The sequence below is a fragment of the Dactylosporangium siamense genome (genome assembly GCF_016862795.1).
GTDB classification, from domain to species: domain Bacteria; phylum Actinomycetota; class Actinomycetes; order Mycobacteriales; family Micromonosporaceae; genus Dactylosporangium; species Dactylosporangium siamense.
This window is the reverse complement of the sequence record NZ_BONQ01000139.1, coordinates 1-20,375: the sequence shown is the minus strand read 5'-3', so window position 1 is coordinate 20,375 and position 20,375 is coordinate 1. Positions and strand designations below refer to the sequence as shown.

At 72.9% G+C, this 20,375-nt stretch carries 12 protein-coding genes; 8 read left to right on the top strand and 4 right to left on the bottom strand.

Annotated elements, in window-relative coordinates; genetic code table 11:
• Positions 1 to 276: 276 nt before the first annotated feature.
• Positions 277 to 1,806 carry a S8 family serine peptidase gene (locus tag Dsi01nite_RS44155; protein WP_203852430.1) on the top strand — a complete coding sequence of 510 codons (1,530 nt, stop codon included), beginning with the start codon at positions 277 to 279 and terminating at the stop codon, positions 1,804 to 1,806.
• Here Dsi01nite_RS44155 and Dsi01nite_RS44150 read toward each other — a convergent pair.
• A complete protein-coding gene (locus Dsi01nite_RS44150; RefSeq protein ID WP_203852429.1) occupies positions 1,789 to 2,811 on the bottom strand; it encodes an ArsR/SmtB family transcription factor in 1,023 nt (340 codons plus the stop codon). The two genes, Dsi01nite_RS44155 and Dsi01nite_RS44150, sit on opposite strands and share 18 nt — an antisense overlap.
• A gap of 64 nt (positions 2,812 to 2,875) precedes the next feature.
• Here Dsi01nite_RS44150 and Dsi01nite_RS44145 point away from each other — a divergent pair, with 64 nt between their 5' ends.
• From Dsi01nite_RS44145 to Dsi01nite_RS44130, 4 genes are all read left to right on the top strand, one after another.
• Positions 2,876 to 4,036 (top strand): MFS transporter, encoded by a 1,161-nt coding sequence (locus Dsi01nite_RS44145; RefSeq protein WP_203852428.1) that lies wholly within the window; start codon positions 2,876 to 2,878, stop codon positions 4,034 to 4,036.
• A 33-nt stretch (positions 4,037 to 4,069) separates the two neighbouring features.
• Positions 4,070 to 4,816, top strand: coding sequence for a sulfite exporter TauE/SafE family protein (locus Dsi01nite_RS44140; RefSeq protein WP_239136622.1), 747 nt, complete (start codon positions 4,070 to 4,072; stop codon positions 4,814 to 4,816).
• A gap of 202 nt (positions 4,817 to 5,018) precedes the next feature.
• Positions 5,019 to 6,461: an FAD-binding oxidoreductase gene (locus tag Dsi01nite_RS44135; protein WP_203852427.1), complete on the top strand. Its 1,443-nt coding sequence runs from the start codon at positions 5,019 to 5,021 to the stop codon at positions 6,459 to 6,461.
• 113 nt (positions 6,462 to 6,574) lie between these two features.
• Positions 6,575 to 9,601, top strand: coding sequence for an AfsR/SARP family transcriptional regulator (locus tag Dsi01nite_RS44130; RefSeq protein ID WP_203852426.1), 3,027 nt, complete (start codon positions 6,575 to 6,577; stop codon positions 9,599 to 9,601).
• A gap of 941 nt (positions 9,602 to 10,542) precedes the next feature.
• Here the strand turns inward: Dsi01nite_RS44130 and Dsi01nite_RS44125 are convergent.
• On the bottom strand, positions 10,543 to 11,976 hold the full coding sequence (locus Dsi01nite_RS44125; RefSeq protein ID WP_203852425.1) for a phenylacetate--CoA ligase family protein: 1,434 nt from the start codon (positions 11,974 to 11,976) through the stop codon (positions 10,543 to 10,545).
• Positions 11,977 to 12,537: 561 nt separating this feature from the next.
• Between Dsi01nite_RS44125 and Dsi01nite_RS44120 the strand changes: the two genes are divergently transcribed.
• Positions 12,538 to 13,953 (top strand): APC family permease, encoded by a 1,416-nt coding sequence (locus tag Dsi01nite_RS44120; RefSeq protein ID WP_203852424.1) that lies wholly within the window; start codon positions 12,538 to 12,540, stop codon positions 13,951 to 13,953.
• Entirely contained in the window at positions 13,950 to 14,951 is a 1,002-nt protein-coding gene (locus tag Dsi01nite_RS44115) for an acetamidase/formamidase family protein (RefSeq protein ID WP_203852423.1), read from the top strand. Before Dsi01nite_RS44120 ends, Dsi01nite_RS44115 begins: the two co-directional genes overlap by 4 nt.
• Positions 14,952 to 14,992: 41 nt before the next feature.
• On the opposite strand, the gene Dsi01nite_RS44110 is transcribed toward Dsi01nite_RS44115, so the two are convergent.
• Complete coding sequence (locus Dsi01nite_RS44110; protein ID WP_203852422.1) at positions 14,993 to 18,220, bottom strand: alpha-L-rhamnosidase-related protein; 3,228 nt, start codon at positions 18,218 to 18,220, stop codon at positions 14,993 to 14,995.
• A 166-nt stretch (positions 18,221 to 18,386) separates the two neighbouring features.
• On the opposite strand from Dsi01nite_RS44110, the gene Dsi01nite_RS44105 reads away from it, so the two are divergent.
• Complete coding sequence (locus Dsi01nite_RS44105; RefSeq protein WP_203852421.1) at positions 18,387 to 19,595, top strand: MFS transporter; 1,209 nt, start codon at positions 18,387 to 18,389, stop codon at positions 19,593 to 19,595.
• A gap of 28 nt (positions 19,596 to 19,623) precedes the next feature.
• Here Dsi01nite_RS44105 and Dsi01nite_RS44100 read toward each other — a convergent pair whose 3' ends face one another.
• Positions 19,624 to 20,262, bottom strand: coding sequence for a hypothetical protein (locus tag Dsi01nite_RS44100; protein ID WP_203852420.1), 639 nt, complete (start codon positions 20,260 to 20,262; stop codon positions 19,624 to 19,626).
• Between the last annotated feature and the right edge of the window lie 113 nt (positions 20,263 to 20,375).

Sequence of the window (20,375 nt, the reverse complement as noted above, 5' to 3'; positions counted from 1 at the left end):
GTTCCTGCCCTACCTGGCGCTGCCACCGGACCACGAGGACGTCCGGCACGACGCCGCCCTCCTCGACATCTGAGTCTCGCCTCCTTGCTCGAACGGTGGCCGGACGGGTGCGGGACGGGTGCGGTGCGACGGTCACCACCTGACATCGCGTCGGATGGTCGGGCAGATCCGGCGGCCGTGCGGCCCGAGAGGGCTCACGGCCAGTGATTTCCCGGCCGCGACGGGTCATCGTGGAGCACGCGTCGCTGATCATCAGCGGCAGGAACGGAGCACCTCATGCCTAGATCTGCCTTGCGGCGGCGGGCGGCGGCAGGACGCCGGATCGTGGCGGCCCTCGCGGCCGCAGCCGCTGCCGTCGCCGGACTCGGCGCCGCCGCGGCACCCACCCACCACACCGTCGGCGACGGCGGCTGGGCCTCCAGCGCCTGGCTCGGCAGCAGCACCGGCAGCGGTGGCACCACCCTCGCCGCGGTGCGCGCGTCCATCAACGCGTCCACGGGCGCGGCGGCCGGGCTGACCGGGGCCGGCGTCGGCGTCGCGCTCATCGACACCGGCGTCGCCCCCGTCGACGGGCTGCCTGCCACGCAGATCGTCAACGGCCCCGACCTGTCGTTCGAGTCGCAGGACCCGGACCTGCGCTACCTCGACACGTACGGGCACGGCACCCACATGGCCGGCATCATCGTCGGCAACGACCCTTCGACCGGGACCGTCGGGATCGCGCCGAAGGCGAAGCTGACGTCCATCAAGGTCGGCACGGCCAACGGCGCGGTCGACGTGTCGCAGATGATCGCGGCGATCGACTGGGTCGTGGCCCACCGCAACGACGACCCCGCCAACCCGATCCGGGTCATCAACATCTCCTACGGCACCGGCGGCACCCCGAACTCGTGGTCCGACCCGGTGCAGTACGCGGTCGAGCAGGCCTGGCTGAAGGGCATCGTGGTCGTCGCCGCGGCCGGCAACGAGGGCAACAGCGACACCGTCGTCAGCGACCCGGCCAGCGACCCGGCCGTCATCGCGGTCGCCGCCAGCACCACCAAGGGCACCGCGACCGCCGCCGACGACGACTTCGCCTCGTTCACCACGATCGGCGGCACCAACCGCAGCGTCAGCGTCCTCGCCCCCGGTGAGTCCATTGTGTCCCTCGCCGATCCGGGGTCCAATGTGGACCTGACGTACCCGTCGGCGAAGGTGGGCACGACCCTGCTGCGCGGCAGCGGCAGCTCCCAGGCGGCCGCGGTCACCTCCGCGGCGGTCGCGCTGCTGCTGCAGGCCCGCCCGACGCTCACCCCGGACCAGGTCAAGACCGTGCTGACCACGTCGGCCAGCTTCGTCTCGGGCCTGGCGATGCAGCGCAACATCAAGGCGCTGAACCTCAACGCGGCGCTCGCCTCGCAGAACCTGTACGCGACCGGCTGGAACCGCTCGACCGGCACCGGCAAGCTCGACGACGCCCGCGGCGCCAGCCGCCTGGTCCGCGACAACGTGGCCCTCAGCGGCGACAACACCGTCTGGGGCGCGCTCAACACCACCACCTGGTCCGAGCGCAGCGCCGCCGTGACCAGCTGGTCCGGCGGGACCTGGATGGGCTACCGCGTCGCCGGCGACGGCTGGACCGGCACCTCCTGGGCGTCCAAGACGTGGGCTGCGGCGACGTGGACCGGCAAGCCGTGGAACGGCGCCACGACGTGGACCGACCCCGACTGGTCCGGGCACTACTGGTCGGGTCACTACTGGTCCGGGCACTACTGGTCCGGCCACTACTGGTCCAGCGACGACTGGGCGTCAGCGTCCTGGTCGTAAAGCACCGTCACCGCGCCGGGCCGGCAACGGCCCGGCGCGCAGTGCCGTGCCGAGCGCGGTGGTGCGGTACAGCACCGTCCGGCCGGCCCGCCGCCCCTGGACCAGCCCGCAGTCGCGCAGCACGGCGAGATGCTGCGACACCGCGCTCGGGGTGACCCCCAGCGCGCGAGCGAGTTCGGTGGTCGTCGTGGGGGCGCGCAGCACCTCCAGGATGTGTGCCTTCGCCCGGCCCAGCAGCCGCGCCACGGCATCCGGCGCTTCGGCTTCGACGCTCAGGCGCACCGTCCCCCGGGCGGGGTACCGCACCGTGGTCTGCGTCGACGTGTGCTGCTTGATGGACACGTGCGGCTGGCCGAGCGCCACCGGGATGAGCACCAGCCCGCGCGGCGCGTGCCGCACCGTGACCTCGACCGGCCAGCGCCGCCCGACCAGCATCAGCCGGCCGTCCCGCCACCGCACCTCGGGATGCAGGCCGGTGAAGAGCCGCTCCGCGCCACCGGTGGCGAGCCGTTCCGCGCGGTGCAGGACGTCCGCGTCCAGGATCGCCCGCAGCCGCGGCCAGTGCGGGGCGATGAGCCGCCGGTGGGCGGTGCGCAGCTCGCCGGCGATGCCGCGGAGCCCCTCGGCCGGGTCGGCGGCGAGCGCCGCGGCCGCCGGTGGCAGGTCGGCGCCGAAGACCCGGGTCAGGCTGGCCCGCACCTGCCGCGCCGGGGTCTGCCGGAGCGCGGCGAGCTCCGCCTCGACGGTGGGATGCGGCCCGGTCGGCGCCGGCACCAGGAACTCCGGCCAGGTGGGCCGGCCGTTGACCAGCAGCGGCCAGGTCCAGGCGAGGTTGACCGGGTCGCGGGCCAGCTGCTCCCGCGCCCAGCGCAGCCAGGGGCGGGTGCTGACCCGCCGCTCGTGCCCGCCGAGCTGCTGCAGGCAGGCCACGGTCTCCGACAGCGGCGAGGTCGCGAACCGGGTCGCGGCCAGGTCCGTCACGTCGAGCTCGACCGTCAACGCCACCCGTGCAGTTTAGGCTCCGGCTACATGCTGCCGGATTCCGTCGCCGTCCGGCGAGCATGCGTGGATGACCCGGACCTCTTGGCGGCTGTGGTCGGCGACCGCACTCAGCAGCGCCGGCGAAGGCACGTACGTCACTGCGATGCCGCTGCTCGCGGCCGCGGTCGCCGGCGACCCCCGCCTGGTGTCGCTGGTCGCCGCGGCGGCGTACCTGCCGTGGCTGCTGGTGTCGGTGCCGGCCGGCGCGCTGACCGACCGGCTCGACCGGACCACCCTGATGTGGCGGGCGCAGCTGGCCCAGGTCGTCGTGGTGGGTCTCTTCCTGGCGGGCGGTCCGGCCGGCGTGCCGGTGCTCGTGGTCACCGCGTTCGCCCTCGGCAGCTGCGCGGTCGTGTCCTCCACCGCGGCCCAGGCGGTCCTGCCGGAGCTGGTCGCGAGGCCGCTGCTGCACCGGGCGAACGGCCACCAGCAGACCGCGATCGTCGCCGGGCAGCTGTTCATCGGCCCGCCGCTGGGTGGGCTGCTGTTCGCGCTCGCCACCTGGTGGCCGTTCGTGGCGTACGCGACCGCGCTGGCCCTGTCCGCCGGCCTGCTCGCCACCCTGCCCACCCGCGCCGCGGTCCGGAACTCCCGGTCCTCGACGTGGGACGGCGTGCGCTGGCTGGCGCGGCACCGGTTCCTGCGCACCCTCGCGGTGCTGGTGAGCGTCAACCTGTGCTGCGGCCAGCTCGCCAACACCGTCCTCGTGCTCCTCGCGACCCGGACCTTGCACGTCGGCGCCCGCGGCTACGGGCTGCTGCTCGCCGCGGCCGCGGTCGGTGGGGTCGCCGGCGGGCTGGCCGCCGGGCGGCTCGCCGGGCGCGTCGGCGCGATCCCGGCGCTGATCGGCGCGCTCGCCGTCAACGCCGCGGCGATCCTCGGCGCCGGCGCGAGCCACACCGTGCCGCTGCTCGGGGTGTGCCTGGCGGTCAACGGCCTGGCCACCACGACCTGGAACGTCGTGACCGTCGGCCTGCGGCAGGAGCTCGTCCCGGCGGACCTGCTGGGCCGCGTCATCGGCGTCACCAGGATGCTCGGCTGGGGGCTGGTCCCGGCCGGGACCGTGCTCGGTGGGCTGATCGCCCACCGCTACGGGCTGCGCGCCCCGTTCCTCGTCGCCGGGACCGTCCGCGCGGTCGCGGTCGCGCTGGCCGTCCCGGCGTTGCTGCACTACCGCCGGGCCCTTTGATCGGTCCGCGCGGAGCAGGGCAGACTCTGGCGCGTGACATGGTGGATGTACGTGGTGCTGCCCCTGGCCGGCATCGGGGCCGGGCTCGTCGGCAGTGTGGCCGGGCTGGCGTCGCTGATCAGCTACCCGATGCTGCTGGCGATCGGCCTGCCGCCCGTGACCGCGAACGTCACCAACAGCGTCTCGCTCGTGTTCGCCAGTGCCGGCTCGGTGGTCGGGTCCCGGCCCGAGCTGGACGGGCAGGCGGCGCGGCTGCGGTGGCTCGCGCTCGCCGCCGTCGCCGGGGGTGCCGCGGGCAGCGCGCTGCTGCTGCTCGCACCGGCGGAGACGTTCGAGTTCGTGGTGCCGTGGCTGATCGCCGCCGCGTCCCTCGCGATCCTGCTGCCCCGGCAGGCCCCCGACGCCGAACGGCACCCCCGGCAGGGGTGGCTGCTGGCCGGCGGAGTGGCCGTCGTCGGCGTGTACGGCGGCTACTTCGGCGCCGCCGCCGGCATCGTGCTGCTCGCCCTGTTCCTGGCGATGACACCGGACAGCTTCGCCCGGGGCAGCGCGGCGAAGAACGTGCTGCTCGGCGCGGCGAACCTGGTCGCCGCGTGCGCGTTCGCGCTGTTCGGCCCGGTGCACTGGCTGGCGGTCCTGCCGCTCGGCGCCGGGCTGTTCATCGGCGGGCGGCTCGGGCCGGCCGTGATCCGCCGCAGCCCACCGGCGGCGCTGCGTGGCGTCATCGCCGTGCTCGGGCTCGGGCTCGCCGCGCACCTCGGCTGGCAGGCGTACCGCTGACCGTTGCCGCGGGCTCCGAACGGATGACGTGCCGGCCGCGACGCGTCACGGCGTGCGGGTCGTGGCAGCAGGTGCGGGAGTGGCGAGGCCTCGCCGAGCGGGGTGGCTTCCTGCGGGGCAACGACCCAATTGGGTTTGAGGTCCGGATTGCCGGTGATAGTCCCATGCGGGTTCGGGACTCGACTGGCTGGAGGACCTGGCAATGACGGTGAGGCTCCGCAGGCTCAACGGCGGTGAAACGGCCGTCACCGACGAGCGGATCGACGCACTTCGGACGGCCTTCCACGGTCCGCTCATCACACCGGATGATCCCGGCTACGACGAGAGTCGCGCCGTGCACAACGGCATGTTCGACCGGCACCCTGGACTCATTGCCCGGTGTTCGGGGGCAGCGGACGTGATCGACGCGGTGGACCTCGCTCGCGAACGCGATCTGCTGGTCGCGGTGAGGGGCGGTGGCCACGGAATCGCGGGCCACAGCACCTGCGACGAAGCCATGATGATCGACCTCTCGGCGATGCGGGGGGTCTGGGTGAACCCCGCCGAGCGGATCGTCCGCGTCCAGGGAGGCGCGACCTGGGGAGATGTCGACCGGGAGAGTCAGATTTTCGGCTTGGCCGTGCCGGGCGGCGTCGTGTCGACGACGGGCGTCGCCGGTCTGACGCTCGGCGGCGGACTCGGGTGGCTCCACCGCAAGTACGGCCTCACCTGCGACAACCTTGCCGCCGTCGAGGTCGTCACGGCCGATGGGACGCTCCTTCGAGCCAGCGAGACCGAGCACGAGGAGCTCTTCTGGGCGCTGCGCGGCGGCGGCGGCAACTTCGGCGTCGTCACCGCCTTCGAGTTCCACGCCCACCCGATCGGACCCATCGTCATGTACGGGGCCGCGATGTACGCCGCCTCCGACGCGGAGGAGATCCTTCCAGCCTGGCGGGACTGGACGGCCGGCCTGCCGGACGAGGTCACCAGCCGTGCCATGTTCTGGTCGATGCCTGCCACGCCACTGCTGCCGCAGGAGGTGCAGAACCGGGACGTATTCATCACCGCCGCCGTCTATGCGGGTCCGCCTGAGGACGCCACGACGATCCTCCGACCGATCAGCGAATTCGGTACTCCACTCGCCGACCTGAGCGGACCCAGGCCATTCCGGGACGTACAGCGACTCTTGGACTGGATGTTTCCAAAGGGGCAGTTGCGCAGCTACTGGAAGTCGGTGAACGTCCGCGAGCTCGGCGACGACGTGCTCGAGGTGCTGCTCCGCAGAGGACTTGGGCGACCGCACCCCAGCACACTCGTCCACGTGCCGCAGCTGGGGGGCGCCGTGCAGCGTGTGGGGACGCATGACACCGCCTTCGGCGATCGGAGTGCGGAATACATCGTGAGCATTGACGGCAACTGGACCGATGCCGCCGACACCGAGGCCAACACAAGGTGGGTGCGGGATGCCTTCAACGAGGTGAACGCCCTGCCCTCGGCGAGTGGCACCTACCTCAACTTCAGCAGCGACCTGGACCTGGACAGCGCGGGCAGACAGGCGGCGTTCGGCGGGAATCTCGACCGGCTCGCTCGGATCAAGCAGGACTTCGACCCCGACAACCGTTTCCGGCTCAACAACAACATCCGGCCCACCGACCACAGATCCTGACGAGCCCGGCCACCTGGCCGCGAAGCAGCGGAGCCGTCTCGCGCCGACGGTGGTGGCGAGCTTCCGGCATGATGGCCATAGATAGGCTTTCCTACCGCGGCAGAGGTCGGTGCGTGAGTCACTTCCAGTTCCGGATCCTCGGGCCCGTCGAGATCCGGCGCGACGGGGCGACGGTGGCGCTCGGCCCGCCGAAGCAGCGCATGCTGCTGCTGGTGCTGCTGCTGCACGCCAACCAGGTGCTGTCGCTGGACCGGATCACCGACCTGCTGTGGCAGGAAGACCCGCCGCTGTCCGCGCAGGCCAACGTCCGCACCTACTGTGTGCGGCTGCGTCGGGTCCTCGCCGATCCGGACCATGCCGGCGGGACCCGGCTCGTCACCCGCCGCCCGGGGTTCCTCGTCGAGGTCCGCGACGGGGAGCTCGACCTGCACACGTTCGACCGGGAGTTCGGTGCCGGCCGGATGTTGCAGCAGCAGGGGGCGGTCGACGCCGCGGCCGAGCGGCTCAGCGCGGCGCTCGCGCACTGGCGAGGTCCGGCGGCTGCGGGTGTCCGGCGCGACGCCGCCCTCAGCGGCCTGCTCGACACCCTCGACGAGCAGCGGGGCGACGCGGTCGAGGCGCTCGCCGCGGCCCGCCTGGCCCAGGGACGCCACGCCGAGGTCGTCGCCGAGCTGCGGCGGGAGGTCGTGACCCACCCGCTGCGGGAGCGGCTGTGGGAGCTGCTGATGATCGCGCAGTACCGCAGCGGCGACGCCGCCGGTGCACTGTCGACGTTTCAGCGGGCCCGGGCGGTCCTTGCCGAACGGATCGGCATCGAACCAGCCGCCGAGCTGACCCGGCTGCACGGCGCGATCCTCAACCGGGACGAGACGCTGCTGGCCGCGACGCCGACCGCGGCGGGTCCGGTGCTCGTGCCGCCCCGTGAGCTGCCGCTGGACAATCCGGCGTTCGTCGAGCGTACCGCCGAGCTCGACGCGATGCGCGCGACGCTGCAGACGCCCGGCGGGCCTGCCGTGGTGGTCGTGCACGGACCCGGCGGGATCGGCAAGTCCACGTTCGCGGTGCGGGCGGCGCATCAGGTCTCGGCCCGGTTCCCGGACGGGCAGCTCTACGCGGACCTGCACGGCGCCGCCGCGATGCCGCCCGCCGAACCCGCCGCGGTGCTGGGCCGGTTCCTGCGCGCGCTGGGCGTGCCGGAGGTGCAGGTGCCGTCGGACCCCGAGGAGGCGGCCGGCCGGTTCCGGTCGCTGACGGCGGCCCGGCGGCTGCTGGTCGTGCTCGACAACGCCGCCGACGAGGCCCAGGTGCGGCCGCTGCTGCCGGCCGGCCCCGGGTGCGCCGCGATCGTGACCAGCCGGCGCATGCTGGTCACCCTGGAGTCCTCGCACAGCATGGCGCTCGGTGCGCTGTCCACGCGGGGCGCGCTGGCGCTGCTCGGCCGGCTGTGCGGCACCGAGCGGGTGGCCACGGCCGGTGCGCGCGCCGTCGAGCTGGTCCGGCAGTGCGAGCACCTGCCCCTCGCGGTGCGCATCGCCGCCGCCCGGCTGGCCGGCCGCCCCGACCGGCCCCTGGCGGCGCTCGCCGACGAGCTGCGCGAGGAGCGGCACCGGCTCAACGGGCTACGTGCCGGCGAGCTCGCGGTCCGCACCTGCTTCCAGGTCAGCTACCAGGGGCTCGGCGATCCGACCGCGGCGCGGCTGTTCCGGCTGCTCGCCCTGGTCCGGACCCCGACGTTCGAGCCGGCCGTCGCGGCGGCGCTGCTGGACGTGTGCACCGCCGAGGCAGAGCCGGCCCTGGACCGGCTGGCCGAGGCGCACCTGTTGAGCCGCACCGGCGGGGACCGGTTCGCCATGCACGACCTGCTGCGCTGCTTCGCCGCCGAGCTCGCCGACGCCATGGAGTCCACAGTGGACCGTCGGGCTGCGGTGGCCCGTGCCCTGTCGTTCTACCTCGGCACCGTGCAGCAGGCCGTCGACGTGCTGCGCCCCAACCAACGGCGGGAGGAGGTCCCGCAGCTCGAGGGCGCGCCGGCGAGGGTGGCCGTCACCACCCCGGCGGAAGCCCTGCACTGGCTGGACAGCGAGTGGCCCTGCCTGCTCGCGGTGGCCCGGCACGTCGCCGACGGCGAGCCCGAACACGCGCGGTTCGTGCTCGGACTGTCCACGGCGACCATCCAGTACCTGCCGATGCGCGGACGCTGGGACGACATCGCCACCCTCGGCACGCTGAGCCGGCGGGTCGCGGCGGCGCTCGGCGACTGGCGGGCCGAGTCCACGGCGCGGACCATGCTGGCCATCGTGTGCCGCGAACGGGGCGAATACGCCGCAGCCCTCGACCACCTGCACGACGTCCTCGCCGCCCGGCGGGCCGCGCAGGACGAGCGCGGGATCGCCGCCACGCTCTCGCACCTCGGCCTCACCCACGCCCGGCGGGGTGACCCGGCCGCGGCGCTGCGATGCTTCGAGGAGAGCGCGGCGCGGTACGGCTCGGCCGGGCGGCGTCCCGCGGTCGGGATCACCCGGTATGAGGCCGGGGAGGTCCTGCTCCAGCTCGGCGACTACGAGCGGGCGCTCGGATACCTGCTGGAGAGCCTGCAGATCCGCCGCGCGGAACGGGACCTGGTCGGCGAGGGCATCACCCTGACCGGGCTCGGCAAGGCCTACGTGCGACTGGGCCGCCCCGCCCAGGGCGCCCACCTGCTCACCCTGGGGCTGCGACGCTGCCAGGAGACCGGCGCCCAGGACAGCGCGTGGCAGGCGCTGCTGTGGCGGGCCGAGGCCTACCGGCGGCTGGACCGGCTGGACGCGGCCGTCGCGGACCTGACCGCGGCGCTCGCCGTCTGCCGCGACGCCGGCCTGCGGGTCGGTGAGGCCTACGTGCTGCGCCTGCTGGCGTCGGTGTGGCACGACTGCGGCCAGGACCAGCGGGCCGAGGCGTGCCGGCGCCGGGCGGCGGTCGTGCCGGACCGGGCACCGCGGCCGGCCGGTCCGGTCGCGCCGGACGACGACTGGCCGCCGGTCAGGACAGGCGCACCGGCCCGCGAACCTCGGCGGGCCGCGCCGGCGCAACGGACGCAGCCGGCGCAACCGCCGGAGCCGGTGGCCCGAGCCAGCGGGCCCGGCGGTCAGCCGGCCGGTTGACGGGGTTGCCGAGGATCTCCGCCATGCGGCGTTCCGGGCCGAGGCGCCGCAGCAGCAGGTACCCGAGGAACGCTCCCGGTCCGAAGAACACCTGCGCCGGGATGAGCGACGGCCGGTGCCCGGAGACCGCCTCGATGACCAGCGGGGACAGCGCCGGCGCCAGCGCGCCGAAGGCGGCGACGACGACGAGCGCCACCCGCAGGCCGGTCCGGCCGTACGCCTTGTAGGCGGTGACGCCGAACAGCGCGTACGCCAGCAGATCACCCATCCCGATCACCGCGCCGAGGTCGCCGACGCGCAGCCCGGCCGACGGCGCGAACGGGTAGCCCTGGATCGCCGCCGCGAGCTTCTGGGTGATGGGGATCGCGGTCGCGAAGGTCAGGTCGTAGACCGCGAGGCCGAGCGTGAACCAGGCCGCGTGCCGCAGCCGCAGGCCGCCCTGCGCGGAGAGGTTGGCCGCGGAGACCGCGATCAGCAGCACGACCACGCTGTTCACGGCGGTGAACCAGAGCGGTGCCGCGCCGGCCCGCCACGCCGCCCACGCCGCGAGGTCCGCGCCCAGCAGGCCGAGGATCAGGCCCCGCCGCAGCCAGCGGTGTGTCACGACCCGTTCGTACCCGACCGACAGTCCACCGGCGAAGACCAGCCCGAGCACCGTCGGCAGACCCCAGCCGGGCAACGCGAGATACGCGAACGGCAGCACCACGACGAACCCCATCATCACGAACACGTCGCCGGTTCCGAAGACCCCGACGGCCGGCCTGGCCGCCCGGACCCACCGGAAGTAGGCGGCGGCGGCCAGCGGCGCGGCCAGCGCGAAGCAGAACGTGACCAGGACCAGAAACGCCGTCCGGCTCATGCCGCCACCTCCGCTGCGCTCCGGCGTCGGCCCGAGCTAAACCTGTCACACGATGAGCGGCCCGAGCCGCTTCGCTGGCCGCTCATACGAACTCCCTCACGAGGGTCGGGACGGGCCTGGTGAAGGTCTGCTCCAGCAGGTCGCAGCGCAGCGGCCGCAGCCGCCGGGCGTCTTCCTGCCCCATCGGGACCACCACGACCTGCGCGTCGATGCCGTGGTCGGCGAAACGTCCCGCGATCTCGCCGGTCGACAGGCCGCCCGTGTGGTCGTCCGGCACGGTGACCCGCACCCGCCCGCCCGCCTCCTCGGCGGCGAACCGCACCGGCCAGCGGACCCCCGGGAGCGCGTCCATCACCTCCACCACGTCGCGGGGGGTGACCGGCCCGGATGCGGTGGTCAGCAGGTCGCGGGCCTTGCCGAGGATGTGCGACATCCCGGGGGTGGCCGCCAGTTCGCACGGCGGCTCGTCGGCGGCGGGGGCGCGCACCAGGTCGCGGGTGTCGTAGCGCAGCACCGGCATGCACTCGCGATACGGGTGGTACGGGGTGACCACGAGGGTGCCGAGCCGGCCAGGTTCGGCCGGGGCACCGGTCTCGAGGTCGATCGTCTCGGCGTACCCCATGTTCGGGTCGGGATGCAGGTGCCGGTGCGTGCAGAACCGCCCACCGACCGGCAGGACCTCGGTGGCGCCGTACGCGTCGTTGATCCGCGCGCCGAACGTGGCCTCGGCTGCCGCGACGAGCGCCGCCGACAGCACCTCGCCGCCGGCGTTGACGGTGTGCAACGCGAAGTCGTCCGGGCCCAGGCCACGCCTGCGGGCGGCGGTGACGAGCAGGCCGAGGTAGCTCGGGTAGGTGTTGAGCACCGTCGCGGATTCGCACAGCCGGTCCAGGGCCTCGTCCGGCGGCACCAGCCCCACGACGCTGCAGCCGGCGCCCACCAGGCCGCACAGCTCGACGTCCTCCTGGATCGCCGCGGTCGCCCGGGAGCTGATGCTGAGCTGGACGTGGTCGTCGGGGGTGAGCTCCCCGCGCAGCACGAGCGACAGCGCGATGAGCGCCGGCCAGAGCGTGATCTCCTGCCGGGACAGCCACACCTCGACCGGGGCGCCGGTGCTGCCGGTGCTGCGGGTCGACAGGTAGGGGCGGCCGCACAGCAGGTCCCGCTGCCTGGACACCAGCTCGGCCCGGGTCATCACCGGCAGCCGGAGCAGCGTCTCGGGGGTGAGCCCGGCCGGGTCGACACCCGCCGCGGCGAACCGGTCCCGGTAGTACGGTGCGCCGGTGGTGAGGTGCCGCGCGGTGCGTTGCAGCGCCCTGGTCTGCAGCTCGCGGCGCATCGTGGGGTCGGCGTAGGGTCCGTCGACCAGTTGGCCGACATCGTCGCCGGGTGTGCCGAACTCCTCCAGCGTCGCCAGGGCGTCCCGGACCAGTCCTTGCACCACCGGGACGGAGAAGGGACGGCCGAGCACGGTGGAGAACGCCACCCGCATCTGCCGGACCGCGGTCGTGAACATCCGGCCTCCACCGGTCGACGGGCACCGGCGCGGGGCGGCACGACGCCGCCCCGGCCGGCTTCGGGTCAGGACGAGCTGCAGGTCGCGAAGAAGACGCCGGCCATGGCGCCGATGACGTACCTGGTGTGCTTCACCGTGCAGACGAACCGGGACATTCGGTCCTCCCTCATCAATTGGGAATGATCAATGAGACTAAACACCTGCCGTACACGAAACGGATATGGCGTATACACGCCACCGGTTCCGGCCGTTTCGTTCCCGTGCGGGCCGGCCAGAATGTCGCTCCACCGCCGCGATTGAGTCCCGGGACATCGCGATCTTGCCAATGCGTGACCGCGGGTCGCACAGACACGTCTGTCCGCATCAAACATATTGACGTTGATGCGTTGAACCGGGATGGTCAATTGGTTCACCCGTCACGGTGGGTCCGCACGTGGACACAACCCGGAAGGCGACAGGCGAACGAGTTTCCGCGTCCACGCATCAGGGCGGTGATGCGTGTGATGTGCCGTGCCCGCAGACGGTGTGGCCTGCGGCGATCTCGACCACGGGAGGCGAAGCATGAGTACTGAACAGAGGGTGCCGGTCGACGAGAACGGCCAGGCCGCGACGGCGGGCTATCGTCCGGAATTGCGGCGGACGCTGGGGTTCAAGGATCTGGTGTTCTACGGGTTGGTGTTCATGGTGCCGATCGCGCCGATGGGCATCTTCGGGTCGGTGTACAGCGGTTCTGGTGGCATGGTCGCTCTGACGTATCTGGTCGGGATGGTGGCGATGGTGTTCACCGCCGCGTCGTACGCGCAGATGGTGAAGGCGTTCCCGCTCGCCGGCAGCGTCTACAACTACGCCGGACGTGGGATCGGCGCACCGGTCGGGTTCCTGGCCGGGTGGGCGGTCCTCCTGGACTACCTGCTCGTTCCGAGTCTGCTGTACCTGATCGCGGCGGTCGCGATGCACGCCACCGTCCCGGCGATCCCGGTGTGGGCGTGGCTGCTCGGGTTCGTGGCGTTCAACACCGTGGTGAATCTGCGGGGTATCCGGATGACCGCGCTGATCACCCGGATCATGCTGATCGGTGCGCTGATCGTCCTGGCGGTCTTCGTAGCCGTCGGCGTGTGGGCGCTGCTGGACGGGCGAGGTCGCGGGTTCTCGTGGGAGCCGCTGTTCAACGGCGACACGTTCACGTGGCAGTTGGTGTTCGGTGCGGTGTCCATCGCGGTGTTGTCGTTCCTCGGCTTCGACGGCATCTCGATGCTGGCCGAGGAGAACACCGGCGGCGCGGGTCAGATCGGCCGGGCGATGGCCGCGGCGCTGGGCGTGGCCGGGCTGTTGTTCATCGTGCAGACGTGGGTCGCGGCGCTGCTCGTGCCCGACCCGGATGGGCTGCTCGCCGGCGGCGATCCGGACGGGGTCGCGTTCTATGACGCGGCGCGGCAGGCGGGTGGGGCGTGGCTGGCGACGTTGTGCGCGGTCGCGACCGCCATCGCGTGGGGGGTCGCGAACTCCCTGGTCGCGCAGGTCGCCACGTCGAGGTTGTTGTTCGCGATGGCCCGGGACCGGCAGCTGCCGTCGTTCCTGCGCAAGGTGTCGGCCCGGTCCGGTGTGCCCGGCAACGCGATCACGGTGACCGGGGTGCTGTCCGTGGCGATCGGCCTGTACATGGCGTGGCGCGAGGACGGTATCGCCCTGCTCTCGTCGCTGATCAACTTCGGGGCGTTGACCGCGTTCCTCGTCCTGCACGTCGCCGTTGTCTGGCACTACCTGATCCGTCAGCGGTCCCGGAACGTATGGTCGCACCTGCTGGCGCCCACGGCTGGGTTCGCGATCCTCGCCTACGTCGTCATCAACGCCAACGTGGCCGCGCAGCGGCTCGGGTTCGTCTGGATCGGTGTCGGTGTCGTCGTCCTGATCGGCCTGTACGCGGCCGGGCGCCGGCCGAAGCTGTCGGGACTGTCGGGAACAGGGGACGTGGCATGAGCGGTGTGATCGAGCACAAGATGACGGAGTCGGACCTGACGTACCTGTTCGGCGGCGCACGCCATCCGATCGCGGACGTGCTGCCCGGTCAGGTGTTGTCCACGAGCACGGAGGACTGCTTCGGCGGCGCGGTCCGCAGCACGGACGATCTGCCGTCGCGGGTGTGCCGGCAGTTCAACCCGGTCACCGGCCCGTTCCGGGTCCCCGGCGCCGAACCCGGCGACACCCTCGCCCTGCACTTCATCGCCATCACCCCGGCCCGGGACTGGGCGATGTCGGCGACGTTCCCGCACTTCGGGGCGCTGACCGGCACCCACACCACGGCCACGTTGCAGCCGCCGCTGCCGGAAGTCGTCTGGCGGTACGACATCGACACCGCAGCTGGAGTGGTGCGGTACCACGCCCGCCGGTCCGACTACACGGTGGACCTGCCGCTCGATCCGATGCTGGGCACCGTCGGGGTCGCCCCGGCGGCTGGTGAGGCGCGGTCGACGATCGTCCCGGACCAGCACGGCGGAAACCTCGACACGCCCGAGCTGCGGGCCGGGACGACGGTGTATCTCGGGGTGAACGTGCCGGGGGCGATGTTCGCGTTCGGCGACGGCCACGCCCGGCAGGGGCAGGGCGAGGTGTGCGGCGTCGCGGTGGAGACCGCGATGCACGTCACCGTCGCCGTCGATGTCATCAAAGGGGTGTCGACGCCGTGGCCGCGGATCGAAACCGACCACCAGCTGATCAGCATCGGCGCCGCCCGCCCCCTCGAAGACGCGTTCCGGATCAGCCAGCACGACCTGGTCACCTGGAGCGCGGCACTGACGGGTCTCGACGTCCTCGACGCGTATCAGCTGGTGTCGCAGGCGGGTCGGGCCGCGCCGGGCAACGTGTGCGACCCGCTGTACACGATGCACGCCGCCGTCGACACCGCGGTCCTGCGCGGCGCGCCGGCATACGACGGGACGCACCGGCGGTTGCGTGAGCTGGCCCGGCCGGTGGGGTGACCGGGCGGCGATCGCGGCGCTCAGGGTGGCACGTCGGCTCGTCAGAGCCGTATCTCTGCCAGCTGTAGTCGGTGGTACGGCTCGTCGTTCGCTGGGGCGCCGAGCCGGGTCACCTGGATCCGCACGTATCGCGCTGTCGTGGTGGCGAAGGTGTAGGTCTGCGCGGCACCTGCCGGGTTGGGCTGTCCGGTGACGGTGCGGACGGTGGTGTATCCGGTGCCGCTGCCGCTGCGGACCTGGATGGTGAAGTCGGTGGGGAATCCGGCGGAACCGCCGCCGGCCGCTGCGGTGTCGGTGCGCGGGAACAACGTCACCGTTCCCAGCGGCCGGTCGGCGCCGAGGTCCAGCTCCACCCACACCGGTGAGCCCGTGATGTCCGGACCGTTGAACTCGTTGCTGGTGTAGCCCTTGGCGCCGGCGACGCTGGTGGTGATGCCGTCGTAGGCGCGGGTGGTGTCCCAGTCGGCGTTGCGCAGGCTGTTGTTGCTGGTGACCACCGTGCCGGCGGCAGGCACGGTCAGTTCGGCCAGTTGCAGGCGGAAGAACGCCTCGTCGCCGGCCCGGGCGCCGAGCCTGGTCGCCTGCACCCGGAGGTACCTGGCCCTGGTCGGGGCGAAGCCGTAGGTCTGCGGCGCGCCCTGCGGGTTCGCCGCCCCGGTGACGGTGCGGACGGTCGTGAAACTCGCCGCGCCGGCAGGGCGGGCCTGGATGCTGAAGTCGGCCGGGAAGCCGGCCGAGCCGCCACCGGCGGCCGCCGTGTCGGTGCGTGGGAACAGCCGCAGCGCGTCGACGTCGCGGTCGGCGCCGAGGTCCACCTCGACCCAGACCGGCGAGCCGCTCACGTCCGGATCGTTGAACCCGTTGCTGGTGTATCCCTTGGCGCCGGTGACGCCGCCGGTCAGGCCGTCGACCAGACGGTTGATCCCCCAGTCGCTGTTCTCCAGCGAGTTGTTGCTGGTGGCGGCCAGCCCACCCGCCGCAGAGCCGGTGACCTGGAACGTGGTGGTTCCGGACGACACGGTGAAGGGCACGGATGCGGGTGGTGCCGGTGCGGTGAAGACGGTGGTGCCGTCGCGGCTGATGGTCACGCCGGTCAGTCCGAGCGTCGGCACGTCGACCCGGGCGCTGGTGCCCGCTGGGACGCTGACCCGCAGGGTGGCGACGGCAGGGGTGGGCCGGTCGAAGCGGACATCGATGCTGCCCTGCACCGTCGGCACCACGCTGTGCAGGGTGGTGAATGCGCCCGGTTGCGGGCTCACCTGGAACGTGCGATACCCGGGGGCGGTCGGTCGAACGCCGACGGCATACGCGGACAGCGCATAGAGCGGGCCGCCGTTCCACGCGTGGTTGTCGGTGCCGCCGTTCTTGTTCCACACCTCCCAGAGGGTGTATCCGGGGTCGTTGACCTGGTCGGCGTAGCGGGCCCGCATCCGGGCGACCGCGCCGAGCGGATCCTGCATCTGGTAGAGCGCCTCCAGGACGTAGAACTCCAGGTAGGGACTGGCGTTGAAGTGGCTGTGCAGCACCTCCTTCAGCGCCGGGTACTGCGCCGGCTCGGCCAGCCCGGCAACGACGGCCAGGGCGTTGCCCCGATCGTCGGTGTCGCCGCTGTAGCCGGGCGAGCGATAGGCCGTGCCGGTCCACAGCACCCGGTTGAAGTTGGCGGCGATGCTGGCCTTCCGGGCCTGCCAGGCACTGACGTCGCCGGTGTCGCCGGACAACTCCGCCAGCTTGATCGCGGTGTCGAGGGCGAGATACGACCAGGCGTTGTCGAGCACCCGCGCGTCGATGTCGCCGCCCCAGTCCTCCCAGTCCCAGTCGCCGGCCCGGTGGGCGACCAGCCCGTCGCCGTCGAGCGTCCACAGGTTCAGGTACCGCTTGACGGCCGGGTATGCGGCGCTGACCGTGGCGGCGTCGGCCGTGTAGGTGTAGAAGGTCCACAGCGACCAGATCGAGGCGAGCATCTGGGTGGGCAGTTCGCTGCCCCAGTTTCCGGCCGGCACCGGCGCGTACAGCTGCCCTCCCGGTTTCTGCCAGGCGGCCAGTTCGGCGATCGCCTTGCGACCCAGATCGTGGGAGCGCGGGTCGAAGGTGTAGAAGCCCTCCTTGAGCTGGTTGACGACGTCGCCCCACCACTGGGCGCGTTCCCGGGTCGGGCAGTCGAAGTAGGTATCGCGCATGTTGACGTACATGGTTCGCGCGGCCTTCTGCCACAGGGTGTCGAAGAACGGGTCATCGCTGTCGAACCCGCCGGCGAAGTCCGTGTCGTAGCCGGATTCGCGGTACCGCAACGCCTGGATCCTGACGCCGCTGGGCACGGTGTACCGCACGGCGGTCCCGCTCATCCAACCGAGCGCCTCGAACTCCTGCACGCCTCCGGTGGTCACGTAGGTGGCGCGGACGTTGGGCTCGCCGCCGTCGGTGTAGTGGTCGGTCTGCATGCCGATGACGGCCCCGGCCGGCGCGTCGACCCGCAGGTACGGGGTGACCTGCAGATTGGACGGCAGGGTGGCGACGACAGTGCCGCCGGTGCCGCCGGTGGGCAGGGTGGCGGCGTTGACGTAGTCACGCAGGCCGCTGAACCGGAACGGTGGGATCGGGCGTTTGACCAATCCGTTCCACGGCGCGGCGCCGGGCGCTCCCCTGTCCACCGCGGAACCCCACGTGCCATCCGCGTAGCCGCCGCTCTGCCAGTCGGCCATCGACGCCGCAGCGCGTGCGTCGTAGAAGACGTTGGACTCGGCGAGGCGGTAGTTGGGTTGCGTGCCGCCGGTCTCATGCTGGTAGCCGGCGTGGACGGTCGCCTTCCAGGTCGGTCCGGAGCGGAAGACGTCACCGTCGACCAGCAGACCACCCTGGCCGCTGCTGTTGTGCGAGAAACCCTGCTTGCCGAAGTACCACACCAGCACCGCGATCGTGTTGCGTCCGGTGGTCAGGAACGGCGCGAGGTCCCGCTCGTCGTAGTACGTGCCGGTCGGATCGGGCCCACGCTTGAGCCCACCCTCGAACGTGACCAAGGTGCCGTTCACCCAGAGCCAGTACTTGCTGTCGGCCGCGAACCGGGTGACCGCGCTGGACGGCACAGCGCCGACGTCAGCGACCCCTCGGAACGCGACCCACTGGTCGGTGGTGCTCGACCCGGTCCAGATCCACCGGCCGGCGCCCCAGGTGGATGCGGCGTGAGCTGGAACAGTCGGAGAGCCGAGGGGTACCAGGGCGCCACTGAGGACGGTCAGCACTGCGAGCAGCACGAGGCGACGGATGGTCATGGTGAACCTCCACGGTGGCGGCCGTGTCGAAGGTGATGAAACGTTTCAGTCGACGGTGTTGGCATTACGTTAAGAGGGTCGATCCCCACTGTCAATGCACAGCGGTCGTCGCCGCGCACCTCGGCTGGCAGGCGTACCGCTGGCGGTTGCCGTAGGCTTCGAGCGGATGACGTACCGGGAGCTGCTGCGCACACCGGGCGCCGCCGCCTTCTTCATACCGACCGCCGCGGGCCGGGTCGGGATCGCGATGACCAGCCTCAGCATCGTCTGGCTGGTCCGGTCCGCCACCGGCTCCTACGCCACCGCCGGCGTCGTCACCGGCGCGTTCGCGGTCGCCGACGCCCTGGTCGGGCCGCAGGTCGGGCGGCTGATCGACCGGTTCGGGCAGCGCCGCGTGCTGCTGCCGGCCGCCCTCGTGCACGCCGTCGCCGTCGCCGCGCTCGTGCTCAGCGCCGGCTACGGTGCGCCGGGCTGGGTCCTCGCCGCCGCGGGTGCGCTGGTCGGCGCGAGCCTGCCGCAGCTGAGCGCGGCGGCGCTGGCCCGCTGGTCGGCGCTGCTGGACGGGGAGCGCAAACCGGCGCTGCCGACCGCGTATGCCCTCGAGTCGCTGAGCAACAGCGTCGCGTACCTCGTCGGCCCGGCCCTGGTCAGCACCATCGCCGCGGCCGGCCGGCCGGTGCTCGGCACGCTGAGTGCCGCCGCGCTGGTGGTCGCCGGCGGGTCGATGCTGGCGCTGCAACGGCGCACCGAGCCCCCGGTCCTCGCGCGGGACGGCGGGCACGCGCACCACCGCCGCGCGCTGCTGCGACCCGGGTTCATGCTGCTGGTCGGGGTCAACACGACGATCGGCGGGTTCTTCGGCACGATGTCGATCGCGGTGACGGCGTTCGCCCTGGAGCGTGGCACGCCGGGGTTGGCGGCGGTGCTGTTCGCCGCGTCCAACGGCGCCGGGCTTCTCGCGGTCGTGGTGTACGGCCAGCGCCGCTGGCACGCGGAACCCCGCATCCAGCTCGCCGTGGCGGCGCTCGCATTGGGTCTCGGCAGCCTGCCGCTGCTCGCCGGCGGCTCCCCCGCCGTGGTCCTGGCGGGGGTCTCGGCCGGGGTGCTGCTGACCGCGGTCGCCGTGCCGGTCGTGCTGGTCCTCGGCTCGACGCTGGCCGACGCCGTGGTCGATCGTGGGGTGCTGACGGAGGCGTTCGCGTGGCTCGGCTCGGCGAGCGCGGCCGGCGGGGCGGTGGCGGCGACGGTCGCGGGCCTGGCGGTCGACGGGGCGGGCGCGCGGGGCGGGCTGCTGGTGGCGGTGGCCGCGGCGGGCAGCACGACGGCGCTCGCCCTGACCGGCCTGCGCGCCCTGCGCCCCGCCGAGCGCGACTGAGCCCGCCCGCCGTCACGGAGGCCTCGGGTCACGGACCGAAGAGCTCGTCCCCGGGCATTGACCAGTCCCTGTGCGAGTGGGTGGACGGCTGCGGCACGGGACCGGTGCTGTCCGGTGCGGGGACCCCGTGGTCCGGGACGGGACCGGCGTGGCGCGGCTCGGGGACGGCGTGGCGCGGGCCCGGGACCGCGCGGCTCTGCTCCTGAAGCTCGTGAACCGGCTCCGGGACGGCGTGGCGTGGCTCCGGCACGGCGTGGTGCCGCCCGGGGACGGAGTGGCGCGGGGACCGCGTGGCGTAGTGCTGCGCGGAGACCTCGTGGCGCGGCTCGGGCACGGCGTAGTGCCGCGCGGACCCCGAGTTGCGATGCTCCGGGACGGCGTAGTGCGGGTCCGGCACCGCATGACGCCGCGCGGACGCGTGCCGCGGCTCCCGCACGGCGCGATCGAGGTCCGGCAGGGTGTAGTCGAGGTCCGGCACGGCGCGGTCGAGGTCCGGCACGGCGCGGTCGAGGTCCGGCACGGCGCGGTCGAGGCCCGGCACGACATGGTCGAGGCCCGGCACCGCGCGGTCGAGGCCCGGCACGACATGGTCGAGGCCCGGCACGGCTCGGTCGAGGCCCGGCATGGTGGAGTCGGGGCCCGGCACGGTGGAGTCGAGGTCCGACACGACATGGTCGAGGTCCGACACGGCGTGGTGCCGCGCGGGAACACCGTGACGCGGCTCCGGGACGGCATGGCGCTCGGCGGATGCGTGCCGAGGCTCAGGCGCCCCGAAACCGA